The organism is Vreelandella venusta (genome assembly GCF_007989605.1).
In the GTDB taxonomy this organism is placed as follows: domain Bacteria; phylum Pseudomonadota; class Gammaproteobacteria; order Pseudomonadales; family Halomonadaceae; genus Vreelandella; species Vreelandella venusta.
Window position 1 is genome coordinate 352,605 of the sequence record NZ_BJUL01000002.1, and the last position, 11,357, is coordinate 363,961.

Annotated in this window: 11 protein-coding genes; 9 read left to right on the forward strand and 2 right to left on the reverse strand. The window is 54.4% G+C overall.

All coding sequences use genetic code 11. The annotated features are described in order from the left end of the window. Positions 1 to 11: 11 nt before the first annotated feature. Positions 12 to 539 carry a TRAP transporter small permease gene (locus HVE01_RS03845; RefSeq protein ID WP_146942499.1) on the forward strand — a complete coding sequence of 176 codons (528 nt, stop codon included), beginning with the start codon at positions 12 to 14 and terminating at the stop codon, positions 537 to 539. Continuing rightward, positions 529 to 1,818, forward strand: a complete 1,290-nt coding sequence (locus tag HVE01_RS03850; protein WP_039857754.1) for a TRAP transporter large permease — start codon at positions 529 to 531, stop codon at positions 1,816 to 1,818. Before HVE01_RS03845 ends, HVE01_RS03850 begins: the two co-directional genes overlap by 11 nt. Before the next feature lie 48 nt (positions 1,819 to 1,866). Here HVE01_RS03850 and HVE01_RS03855 read toward each other — a convergent pair whose 3' ends face one another. Next, a complete protein-coding gene (locus HVE01_RS03855; protein WP_146942501.1) occupies positions 1,867 to 3,576 on the reverse strand; it encodes a sigma-54-dependent Fis family transcriptional regulator in 1,710 nt (569 codons plus the stop codon). 341 nt (positions 3,577 to 3,917) lie between these two features. Between HVE01_RS03855 and HVE01_RS03860 the strand changes: the two genes are divergently transcribed. The 6 genes from HVE01_RS03860 (at position 3,918) to HVE01_RS03885 (ending at position 10,095) form a co-directional block, all read left to right on the forward strand. Then, on the forward strand, positions 3,918 to 4,298 hold the full coding sequence (locus tag HVE01_RS03860) for a c-type cytochrome (protein WP_146942503.1): 381 nt from the start codon (positions 3,918 to 3,920) through the stop codon (positions 4,296 to 4,298). Between the two features lie 4 nt (positions 4,299 to 4,302). Beyond that, positions 4,303 to 4,845, forward strand: a complete 543-nt coding sequence (locus tag HVE01_RS03865) for a hypothetical protein (RefSeq protein ID WP_146942505.1) — start codon at positions 4,303 to 4,305, stop codon at positions 4,843 to 4,845. Between the two features lie 31 nt (positions 4,846 to 4,876). After that, positions 4,877 to 6,427: an FAD-binding oxidoreductase gene (locus HVE01_RS03870; protein ID WP_146942507.1), complete on the forward strand. Its 1,551-nt coding sequence runs from the start codon at positions 4,877 to 4,879 to the stop codon at positions 6,425 to 6,427. A gap of 38 nt (positions 6,428 to 6,465) precedes the next feature. Then, entirely contained in the window at positions 6,466 to 7,932 is a 1,467-nt protein-coding gene (locus HVE01_RS03875; protein ID WP_146942509.1) for an aldehyde dehydrogenase family protein, read from the forward strand. 71 nt (positions 7,933 to 8,003) lie between these two features. Next, positions 8,004 to 8,915 carry a SphA family protein gene (locus HVE01_RS03880; protein ID WP_146942511.1) on the forward strand — a complete coding sequence of 304 codons (912 nt, stop codon included), beginning with the start codon at positions 8,004 to 8,006 and terminating at the stop codon, positions 8,913 to 8,915. An 88-nt stretch (positions 8,916 to 9,003) separates the two neighbouring features. Then, positions 9,004 to 10,095: an NAD(P)-dependent alcohol dehydrogenase gene (locus HVE01_RS03885; RefSeq protein ID WP_146942513.1), complete on the forward strand. Its 1,092-nt coding sequence runs from the start codon at positions 9,004 to 9,006 to the stop codon at positions 10,093 to 10,095. Between the two features lie 29 nt (positions 10,096 to 10,124). Here HVE01_RS03885 and HVE01_RS03890 read toward each other — a convergent pair whose 3' ends face one another. Further along, complete coding sequence (locus tag HVE01_RS03890; RefSeq protein ID WP_146942527.1) at positions 10,125 to 11,036, reverse strand: helix-turn-helix domain-containing protein; 912 nt, start codon at positions 11,034 to 11,036, stop codon at positions 10,125 to 10,127. Positions 11,037 to 11,182: 146 nt separating this feature from the next. Here HVE01_RS03890 and HVE01_RS03895 point away from each other — a divergent pair. Beyond that, on the forward strand, positions 11,183 to 11,357 hold a 175-nt coding region (locus tag HVE01_RS03895), incomplete at its 3' end, for an FAD-dependent monooxygenase (RefSeq protein ID WP_186808801.1).

The following is an 11,357-nucleotide window of genomic DNA, read 5'->3' on the forward strand; positions in this document are numbered from 1 at the left end:
GGTAATGTGTCATGCAGTCTACTCTTTACCGTGCCAGCCATTGGTTGGCCCTTATTTGTCGCTTGGTGGCCGGGGTCGCTTTGATTGGCCTGCTGGCGGTTACCATTGCTGATGTCAGTACACGCTACCTTTCCCGGTTGACGGAGGGCGCGATTGCGCTGCGCGTATCGGGGAGCGTGGAGTTGGTTAGCTATTTGATGCTGTTTGCGCTATTGGCAGCGATGGCGGCTAATGTCGAAAAAAGTCAAGTGGTGGTGGAGGCGTTCTCACATCGCTTACCACAAGCAATCAAAAATCGCGTGCAAGGCGTCTTTTTGCTCGGTTTTATGGCGCTGGGGCTAATCCTGTTTGTGGGGTTACTGGATTCTGCTGCTGCCGCTACGCGGCACGGAGAAATAACCCAAGACTTGCGATTGCCCATGGGGCCGATTTACCAATTGGCTGCGGTGCTTAGTTTGCTATTAGGGATACGCAGCTTTATTCACGCCTTGCTAGGCATGATTTATGCGGCGGGTGAGGAGGCGGCTCATGGGGAGTGAAGCGATTGGTGCCATTGGGCTAGGGCTTTTATTGGTATTGATGATTCTGCGCGTACCGGTTGCCCTCACGATGCTGATCGTGGGAGTGGTAGGGTTTGCCCAGATCATTAGCTGGGATGCGGCCGTTGCACAATTAAAAACCGTTCCGGTTGAGGTGCTGTCTAACTACAGTTTCAGCGCCGTGCCCATGTTTATTTTAATGGGCGTACTGGCTGCCCACTCGGGGATGGCCGGTAAGCTGTTTGATTCTACTCGTATTATTTGCGGTGGCTGGAAGGGCGGCCTAGCAATTGCGGCGGTGGGCTCTTGCGGCATCTTTTCAGCTATCTCCGGTTCATCGCTTGCGACGGCGAGCACCATGACCCGGGTGGCGCTGCCGGAGATGGAGCGCTATGGCTATAACCGTGGCTTAGCCACCGGTGCGCTGGCCGCAGGCGGCACGCTGGGTATTATGATTCCGCCCAGTATTGCGCTGCTAATCTACGCCATTCTTACTGAACAGTCAGTGGGCGATATGTTTATGGCGGGGCTAATTCCTGGCCTGCTGGGGCTGGTGATGTACTCCCTGACCATTACCGTGGTGATGTACCTGCGTCCCTCCCTAGCGGTAGCGGGGGAGCCCACTGCCTGGAAAGAGAAGCTGCTCTCGCTTACCGGCTTAGTGCCCTTCTTTGGCGTTTTTCTGGTGATGATTTTAGGTATCTATTTTGGTGCCTTTACACCCACCGAGGGGGCCAGTGTCGGCGCATTCGCCACGCTGCTCTACGCTCTGGTAAAAGGCATGCGCGGTGCCCAATTATGGCACAGCGTACAGGAAACACTGGCGCTCTCGGCGGTGGTGTTCTTTATGCTGGTAGGGGCTGAAACTCTGGGTTACTTCATCTCGGTGTCGCGCATTTCGTTCTCCATCACTGACCTGCTCTACGGTATGGATCTAACGCCCATCGTCGTAGTGCTGTGCATCCTGGCGCTCTACTTTGTGCTGGGCATGTTTATGGACTCCATCGCCATGCTGGTGATCACCGTGCCGGTGGTTTACCCGATTATTCAGGCAATGGGTATCGACCCTGTATGGTTCGGTATTCTTACCGTGCTAACGGTAGAGCTGGGGCTAATGACCCCGCCGGTGGGGATGAATGTGTTCGTGATTAAAGCGATGGCACCGCATGTCGGGCTAGGGGAGATATTTAAAGGGGTGGCGCCTTTTGTGGTCTCTGACTTAATACGACTAGCGCTATTAATCGCCTTCCCTATTTTGAGCACTCTGTTTCTGCTCTAGACTGCTGCTGTTTTCTAAGGTGCGGCTTATTCGATACGTTTGCTGGATTCACCGTAAGTTGTGTTTTTTCAAACGATAGGCATAAGCCGCACGGCTCATACCTAGCCGTTGGGCAGCGGCGGTAATATTACCGCCGCTATCGCTATTGACGGCTTGGATGAGCGCTTTTTCAATTTCTTCCAGATTCATACCTGCATCCAGTAATGGCTGAACACGTTGACGAGCAGAGATGTTTTCCCCGCGCTCGTCTAAGGACGGTGTAAGCATGCCGGAGGAGTCCAGCCCTTGGGACTTTTCTCGCTCCAGAGTTGGAACACAATAATCTCCGAAAAGAGATTTCTCGCTAATGTGCTTATGATCAGCGGTGAGGATGACGCCACGTTCGACGCTGTTCTTTAGCTCACGTATATTTCCTGGCCAGTGATACTGACATATCGCAGAGCGTGCTTGGTCGGAGAAGCCTAATGTGCGGCGCTGGTAGTGATGCTCAAAGTGGCGCAAGAAGTGATCGGCAAGAGGGACGATATCTTCAAGTCGTTGGCGCAAAGCGGGAATGTTTAAAGTAAAAGCATTTAACCGATAGAATAGGTCCTGACGAAAACGGCCCTGCTCCACTCGTTCCAGAAGATCAGTGTGCGTTGCAGCAACAATTCTTACATCGATACTTCTGACAGACTCTCCTCCCACGCGCTCAATCTGATGCTCCTCCAGAGTGCGCAACAGCGCTGCCTGAGCCCTAGGTGTTAGTTCAGCAAGTTCATCAAGAAAGATAGTACCTCCATCAGCCCGTTCAAAGCGTCCCATGCGCGTCTGAATCGCACCAGTGTAAGCGCCTTTTTCGACACCAAACAGCTCTGATTCGATCAGCTCCGGAGGAATTGCAGCGCAGTTAACTGCAATGAAGGGGCCATTGGCACGTTGACTCTGGTCATGTAAGCGTCGTGCAAGAATCTCCTTACCAGTACCGGTTTCGCCAAGGAGTAGCACTGACACATCTGATGTCGCGGCTCTATCGAGCATGGCGAGCATATCGCGAAAAGCAGGCGTTGAGCCAATCGGTCCCCAGCTTTCATGGTTGCGGGTGCGGGCAAGATCGTTTTCTAGTGTGGCAACACGTGCTTGGAGTTCATAAAGCTCATCTATCAGTGGTGCTTCCCGCAAAAGCTCGGAAAATTGAGCGTGGTCAGGCCACTCTTGTGCGAGTTTGCCAATAATACGACAGTCGTCGTCGCCACAAGCACGGCAGCTCACTTCACGATACTGTACCTCGCGGCCTAACAGTTGAGTCGCGTAGCCGGCGGCATAGCCTAGCAGAGTCCAGCACGCCGGTTCATTTTGTTGACCATGTGATCGCCAAACATCTACTTCAAACGAGTCTTTCCAGATAAATTCGCTGTAAAAATGATCGTTTGCTAGATCCATTTCTAGGTTGACCGGTATTGCTTGTACATGCCCTTGAAGAGCGTGGAGTTGTGGGCCAGCAAGAAAGCTTTCCTCCAGTCCCAGACGCTCCCCCCTTAGCGCTGCGCCAAGCTCGGCATCCATTAGCCCCGAATAATATCCCAGCCGCATAAATAGTCCGCGTGCACGTTCTCTGCCAAGGGTGGTGATTAGTTCATTGCGAAAAAAAGCGGAGGCTGCCAATGGCATCAGTAGCATGCGTTGTTCACCCAGCCAGATCTGGCCTTCCTCAGGTAGAAAACGTAGCGCATCCATTAGATCGCGGGCATTAGGATAATCAGAAGATGAAAGAAGCATACTGGCTCTGCATAGGGTTGAATCGAAAGAGTACCACTCGTAATGGCTGTATGGGAGCACTCCTCTACCGGCGAGCTTTCAGGGGGTATTCATTATTTGGGGAGCACCTAATCATATGGTTAATCAAATTTGTGAACATAAGTTCGCAAGGCGCACCTGGCTGCAGTGCAGTGCCTGCTAACACCTTGATAATGGTTTTGTTTCTGATTTCGGCACACTTATTGATATGTAGTTCGAATAAGATGCAGCGCCAACTCATTGATTTTATACCAAAGTATAATGTTGGTGTTGTGTCTATCCGCTGATGTCATGCCGTATGGCGAACGAAGGGTGATACTGACATGCAAAACACAATAACAGTGCCGTTATGGCTAATAACCAATATTAGGCGTAAACGCTTAACTCTTTTTGGCGTGTCACTGCTTTTAGCGGTGACGTCTTCCCCTAATACCTTAGCGTCGGGTGCTCGTGAATCAGCTGAGGTGTATCGGCAAGTTTGTTCCCATTGCCATGCCTCAGATAAGGCAGTTGGTCCGGCAATCACGAGAGCTTTTCCTGAAGCTGCTCAGGAGAGCTGGAAAACTTATATCCAACTGACAGTCCGCAACGGCCGCGCGGCGATGCCAGCATTCCGTCATAGCGAAATCACTGAGGACGAGCTTAAAGGGCTGAGTGCGGCCTTAGCGCGAGGTGAGCTAGCCGAGGATAGTGATGAGGAGTGATGCCATGAAACTTACGCGTAGACAACTGTTGCGAAATGGGCTGCTACTTGGCTCAGCTGCGCCGTTGACTATAGCTGCCACCTGGGCTGGCCAGGCAATTCAGGGTGGGCCTCCTGTCTATGGCGAAATTTCTCTCTATGGAGAGGATCGTTCGACCACTGAGCTCGGACTAGGCTTGCGTCAGAAAGGCTGGACACCTCGCTATGAAGGGCGCTTAGACCCGCTGGTGATTATTAATGCGCTGCCGAGAGGAGCACTAGCGGCCGGCTTTACCGATGAGGCGGGACTGGTTCTGTTGACTAGCATGCTCAAGGGGCGCGGTCGAATACTGGCGCTAGGACGCCATGATTCTGGTCAGCACTATCTGTTAAGCCACCGAGGAACCCTCAATGCTGAACTGGCGACAAGGGCTGGTAGCTGGCAGTCCGCCCTTGGGCGAGAGTATGCCCGCTTGGCACAGGCCAGTATGGACAAGCGAAGTGAGCATCGGTTCCAGCGGTCGCCCAACGCCGACGCCCGTGAGCTTAGCTTTTTGGTACAGGTCTGAGATTACTCAACAATAAACGAGAGAACATCCCATGAGCACGACGCAGCGCATTCTTCCCAAAAATGTTAGCGCTTCTGATTTCGATGCCGCCCTGAGCCGCTTTCGCGAAACGCTCGAACCTGCTCGAGTGCTAGTCGATGACGACCAGCTAGCACCTTACACCAAGATCATGATGTCCGCCGAAAAGGAAGATCATATTCCTTCGGCAGCGCTGTTGGCTGAAACCACGGAGGAAGTGCAGGCAGTTGTTACAGTCTGCAATGAGTTAAAGATTCCACTTTGGATGATAGCGACGGGCAAAAACCTGGGTTATGGCTCAGCCGCACCAGGCGAGACAGGTCAGGTGATTCTAGATTTGAGTCGCATGAATCGCATTCTGGACGTGGACCCTGACTCCTGCACAGCACTGGTTGAGCCAGGCGTCACTTATCAACAGCTCTATGACTATATTCAAGAGAAAGGCTACAAGTTATGGCTTTCGGTGCCCGCACCCTCGGCCGTGGCAGGTCCTGTTGGAAATACCCTTGACCGCGGTGTTGGCTACACTCCCTATGGGGAGCACTTCATGTTCCAGTGCGGCATGGAGGTTGTGCTAGCCAACGGCGAGGTTATTCGCACTGGTATGGGGGGGCTAGAAAATTCCACTTCCTGGCAGGTTTTTAAGTGGGGCTATGGTCCATATGTCGATGGGCTTTTCACCCAGTCTAACTTCGGTATCGTGACCAAAATGGGACTCTGGCTGATGCCGGAACCGCCGGCATACCGACCTTTCCTGATCCAATATCCGGATCCCGAAGATATTGAAGAGATCGTCGATATCATGCGGCCACTGCGTATCAGCCAAGTCATCCCAAACGCCGTTGTGATCGCTCATACACTTTATGACGTAGCGTCGCACCGGGAACGCAAGGAGTTCTTCACCGGCGAGGGCAGTATTGACAGGGAAGCCATCGAGCGAATTAAGCAAGATGAAGGGGTTGGAGAATGGAATATCTACGCTGCTCTCTACGGCACGCCAGAGCAAGTCGACGTCAACTGGAAGATTGTCGAGCAGGCTTTTAGCCAGAGTGGCAAAGCTAAACTCTTCTATGGAGAGGAGGCGGAGCAGGCATCAGCCTCTTTTGGTTATCGAGCTGACTTAATGCGTGGAAATATGAATATGCAGGAGTTTGGCCTCTATAACTGGCGCGGTGGCGGTGGCTCTATGTGGTTCGCGCCGGTCTCTCAGGCAAAGGGGGAGGAGACGCGTGACCAGACTGAGCTAGCCCAGCAGATTCTCGGCAAGTACGGCTTCGACTACGTGGGCGAATATATCGTCGGTTGGCGCGACATGCACCACATCATTGACCTGCTCTACAACCGCCAAGATCCTGAGGAAACCCAGCGTGCTCACGCATGCTTCGGAGAGTTGGTGGAGGAGTTCAGCAAGCGTGGCTACGGTATCTATCGTGTCAATACCGGGTTCATGGATCAGGTGGCAGATACTTACGGCAGAGCAATGTTTGAATTACATCGCACTCTGAAACGGGCCTTGGACCCCAATGGCATCCTTGCGCCTGGAAAGTCCGGTATTCGTCTGTAGCCCTGCTTTTCATTACCGATTAAGAAGGAAGCAATGTCATGAGTACTGCATATTGTGATTTTCATCTCCAGTCGATTGCCGGAGAGCGGCGTGAAGGCAGTAGCGAGCGCACTACTCGGGTGACTAACCCGTATGATGGCAGTGAGTTACTTAATATCCGCCTCGCTAACGCCGATGACCTTAACGCTGCTTTCCTCGCCGCCGAGAAGGCTCAGGCTGACTGGTCAGCAACGCCGCCAGCTCAGCGTAGTGCTTTGCTTCAGCGGGTTGTGGCGATCTTCGATACCCGCAAGGAGGAGATTATTGATTGGCTGATTCGCGAGTCGGGCAGTACTCGTCTCAAAGCTAACGTTGAGTGGGGAGCCGCTAGAAGTATCACGCAGGAGGCGGTGAGTATGCCTAATAGGGTGCATGGCATGACGCTGGCCTCCAATGTGCCGGGCAAAGAGAACCGTGTTTATCGCAAGCCCTTGGGCGTGGTCGGTGTGATCAGCCCTTGGAATTTTCCGCTGCACCTTTCCCAGCGCTCTATTGCCCCAGCACTCGCTCTTGGCAACGCTGTAGTGGTTAAGCCTGCCAGCGACACCCCAGTTACCGGCGGACTGTTGCTGGCCAGGATCTTCGAGGAGGCTGGCCTGCCCAAGGGGCTGCTCAGCGTGGTGGTGGGTTCCGGCAGCGAGATCGGCGACGCCTTCGTGGAGCACCGCGTGCCGCGGATGGTCTCCTTTACCGGCTCGACCCCGGTGGGGCGGCGTATAGGCGGGATCTGCAGTGGCGGCGAGCATATCAAGAAGGTGGCCCTTGAACTGGGCGGCAATAGCCCCTTCGTGGTGCTCGACGATGCCGATATCGACCAGGCGGTGAACGCCGCGGCAATGGGCAAATTCCTGCACCAGGGCCAGATCTGCATGGCCATCAACCGCATCATCGTCGACGCGCGCCGCTATGACGACTTTGTCGCGCGCTTCGTGGAGAAGGTCAAGGGGCTTCGTGTCGGCGATCCGAATGACATGGAAACGGTGGTCGGGCCGGTCATCAACGCCAGGCAGCGCGAGGGCCTGGAGGCCAAGATCGCCACTGCCAAGCAGGAGGGGGCAACCGTGCTACTGGAGGGGGAGATCGACGGCCAGCTGGTGCCGCCACACGTGTTCGGCGATGTCACCCCGGAGATGGAGATCAGTCGTGAGGAAATCTTCGGTCCGCTGGTGGGCATCCAGAAGGCCCGCGATGAGGCCCATGCCCTGACGCTTGCCAATGCCAGCGAGTATGGACTCTCGAGCGCAGTGTTCACCACCAACCTGGCGCGCGGTGCACGTTTCGCCCAAGGCATCAAGGCGGGCATGACCCATGTGAACGACATGCCGGTCAACGACGAGGCCCACGTGCCCTTCGGCGGCGAAAAGAACTCCGGCCTTGGCCGCTTCAATGGCGACTGGGCCATCGAGGAGTTCACCACCGATCATTGGATTAGCGTGCAACACGAGCCGCGCAGCTATCCCTTCTGAGCCAGATAGCCACTTTCGCCTGCTGTCTTGGGCAGCAGGTGTTAGACCACAATAAGAATAGAGACTGCAAAATGACGATGTATCACAAAAGAGCTGTCTGGACGGCGCTGCTGTCTGGCTTGGCTGCCGCGCCCGCCTTGGCGGTGAATGGCCATTATCCTCCGGGAATCGAGGGCCTAGGCGCCGCTGCGGCACCACCGGAGGGAGTGTATTACCGCGGTTACCTGTTGCACTACGATGTAGAGCGCTTCAATGACTCCGGCGGTGATGCCGTACCCGGCCGCAACAGCGGCTCGGTCTCTGCCCTGGCCCACCGCTTTATTTGGATGACCGGGCAGCAGTTCCTCGGTGCCGACTACGGGGTGGAAACGATCGTCCCGACCTTCGATCTGCGCTTCGATCTGGATGTTGCCGGGGACGACCGCTTCCACGACAAGGGCGTCGGCGACCTGTTTGTGGGCCCGATGATTTTGGGGTGGCACGGGGAGCGTTGGGACGCCACTTTCGCCGTCGGCCACTGGTTCGATACCGCCGACTTCGAGGCCGACAACCCAGCCTCGGTGGGCAAGGGCTATGGCACCACCATGCTCACCCTGGGTGGCATGTGGCACCTCGATGCCGAGCGGCACTGGAACGTCTCAGCCCTGTCGCGCTACGAGATCAAGACCGAGCAGAACGTGACCGGCATCACACCGGGAGACAGCTGGCTGCTGGAGTGGGGCATCAGCCACCGCCTGGAAAACGGCCTGGAGCTTGGCTTGGTGGGCTACGATGCTTGGCAGTTGGAGGCTGATAGGGGAGGGACGATCACCAACAAGGCCGAGCGTCATGCTGCGGGTGTTGAGGCCAGTTATTTCTGGCCTGCGGCCAGCATCATCCTCAAGGGAGCCTATTACAACGAGTATGACACCCGTGCCGGTGGCTTAAAGGGACTCGAGAGCGAAGGCGATGCCTTTCGCCTGCAGCTCACCAAGTTTCTTTAGTCACCTACAATCTCGCACATTAGCAATTGCTTAGCCCCTGCTCGCCCTGAGCTTGGTCAGGGGCAAGGATTAACTGGGGAGAAGACCTATGCATATTAAAGCAGCTGTGACCCAGGAGCAGGGTCAAGACTTTGAATGGCAGGCGATAGAGTTAGCAGATCCTGCTCTGGGTGAGGTACGAGTTCGTATAGTAGCCACTGGTGTTTGCCATACCGATGCAGTGGCTCGAGACTTAGGAATTGCACCCTTCCCGATTGTATTGGGGCATGAAGGGGCTGGAGTGGTGGAGTCTCTCGGTGAAGGAGTGAATGGGCTCGAAGTAGGTGATCATGTGGTACTTTCATTTGCTCACTGCGGCAGCTGTGGACACTGTTTGACTGGGCACCCCACCGTATGTAATACATTCAATGAGCTAAATTTTGGTGGTGCTATGGCGGATGGCAGCCACCGTCTGACTCGAGATGACGAGTCGATAGCCACCTTTTTCGGTCAATCCTCTTTTGCTACCCATGCTGTGGTAAGTGCCCGCAATGCGGTAAAGGTTGATCCTGAGGTCGATCTGTCTCTTCTGGGGCCTCTGGGCTGTGGCATCCAGACTGGTGCTGGAACTGTGCTAAATCGGCTCAAACCTGATTTTGGCTCCAGCTTGGTGGTCTATGGCTGTGGGGCGGTAGGGCTATCCGCGATCATGGCAGCTCAAATTGCAGGATGCCAGCAGATCATCGCGGTAGACGTTCACGACAGTCGTCTCAAGTTGGCTCGTGAACTTGGGGCTACCCATGTAATTAATGGCCAGCAAGAAGCCACGGTGGAAGTGGTAAGAAAGATTACTGGCGGTGGCAGCCAGTTCGCCGTGGAAACCACCGGGGTTCCTGCTGTGGTTCGCCAGTCACTTCAGGCGCTTAAACCGCTGGGTGTTTCGGCTATCGTAGGTGTTACACCTGAAGTGACACTTGACGTGCATAACGACTTGATGGCGGAGGGTAAGTCTATGATTGGAGTGATTGAAGGAGACTCCGTGCCGCGGGTCTTCATTCCTCAACTTGTAGCTTACTTCAAGGCTGGGCGCTTCCCCTTCGACCGTTTGGTGAAATTCTACCCACCTGAGCAGATTAACCAGGCGTTTTATGACTCGAAAAACGGCACTACTGTTAAGCCAGTATTGAGAATATCCTCATAATCTAATGGTATGAAGAAGGCATAGGGCTTTTAACTTAGGCTTTCATTGGCATGTTGACGTAGCCGGAAATCCCTGGGTGAAAGCTCTGTGTTACGTTTAAAAAACCGCGTGAAGTAAGCAGGTTCAGAGAAGCCCAAGCTGTCGGAGACTTGACCAATGGTCATATTGGTATAGGTGAGCTGGCGCTTGGCTTCCAGCAGCAGGCGTTCATGCAGCAACTGTAGGGCGCTGCGGCCGGCTAGTTGGCGGCATAGTAGATTCAGGTGTGCGCTACTCACGCCTATCTGCTCGGCTAACTGTTCAATACTCGGCTGCTCACGATAGTGCGCTTCGATCAGCGCTTGATAGTGCTCTAAGTGCTGCCGTCCTTTGTCGCTCTGGCGGGGACCATAGCGCTTTGCTGGACTGCTGGTATAAGCACACAGGCGCGATAGCTCCACCACCAAGGCTTGGATAAGCGCTTCGAGCAGTCTGTGGCGTCCAGGGGCAGGCTGACGGTACTCCTGATCGACCTGAGATACCAGAGTGGCTATTCGCTCTGCCCGATTGGGCTGGAGGAGCGAGTAGAAGTCGGCTTTTCTTAGCGTACTGCTCTCACCCATGATTGTATGCAAGTGGTCTGCCAAGGGTTTGGCCAGGGTAATGATGTGTCCCTGCACATCGGGTGAGAAGCGAAAGCCATGGATGGTCATGGCGGGTACTACGATAGCGCTGGCGCTCTGCAACTGATGGTGGGTTCCCTCCAGTTCTAACTCAACGCTACCGTGAGCAATAAACAGAATATGCACCAAATCGGCGTGGCGATGCGGGCGTATACGCCAGTCATGTAACTGGCTGCGTTCAGGAATGGATTCGCAGTGGAGTAAGTCTGGTGTGGGCCAATGCTGCGTCTCTCCATAGAGCTTAAATACCGGAACGGACGTTGCCGACGAGGCTGGCATCACTTACATCTCCCATTAGACTAAGGTTGAGTGATAAAGCACTAAATGTCCAATAATTGATCTAGATCATGCCTTATTATGCGGCGTTTTTCATTGAAAAATACAAGTCATAAGTTTTAGGTAATGACAATGATGAGGCACCCCCTATGAAAACGCAGGTCGCGATTATTGGCGCAGGCCCTTCTGGTCTACTGCTGGGCCAACTACTACATCGCCAAGGCATTGATAATGTGATTGTTGAGCGGCGTAGCGGCGAGTATGTATTGAGCCGTATCCGCGCTGGTGTGCTTGAACAGGGCATGGTGGACTTGCTGCGCGAAG

What these genes read in the sequence shown, in the direction of transcription:
- HVE01_RS03845 (WP_146942499.1), top strand. Translation starts at nt 12, where the DNA reads ATGCAGTCTACTCTTTACCGTGCCAGCCATTGGTTGGCCCTTATTTGT.
- HVE01_RS03850 (WP_039857754.1), top strand. Translation starts at nt 529, where the DNA reads ATGGGGAGTGAAGCGATTGGTGCCATTGGGCTAGGGCTTTTATTGGTA.
- HVE01_RS03855 (WP_146942501.1), bottom strand. Translation starts at nt 3,576, where the DNA reads ATGCTTCTTTCATCTTCTGATTATCCTAATGCCCGCGATCTAATGGAT.
- HVE01_RS03860 (WP_146942503.1), top strand. Translation starts at nt 3,918, where the DNA reads ATGCAAAACACAATAACAGTGCCGTTATGGCTAATAACCAATATTAGG.
- HVE01_RS03865 (WP_146942505.1), top strand. Translation starts at nt 4,303, where the DNA reads ATGAAACTTACGCGTAGACAACTGTTGCGAAATGGGCTGCTACTTGGC.
- HVE01_RS03870 (WP_146942507.1), top strand. Translation starts at nt 4,877, where the DNA reads ATGAGCACGACGCAGCGCATTCTTCCCAAAAATGTTAGCGCTTCTGAT.
- HVE01_RS03875 (WP_146942509.1), top strand. Translation starts at nt 6,466, where the DNA reads ATGAGTACTGCATATTGTGATTTTCATCTCCAGTCGATTGCCGGAGAG.
- HVE01_RS03880 (WP_146942511.1), top strand. Translation starts at nt 8,004, where the DNA reads ATGACGATGTATCACAAAAGAGCTGTCTGGACGGCGCTGCTGTCTGGC.
- HVE01_RS03885 (WP_146942513.1), top strand. Translation starts at nt 9,004, where the DNA reads ATGCATATTAAAGCAGCTGTGACCCAGGAGCAGGGTCAAGACTTTGAA.
- HVE01_RS03890 (WP_146942527.1), bottom strand. Translation starts at nt 11,036, where the DNA reads ATGCCAGCCTCGTCGGCAACGTCCGTTCCGGTATTTAAGCTCTATGGA.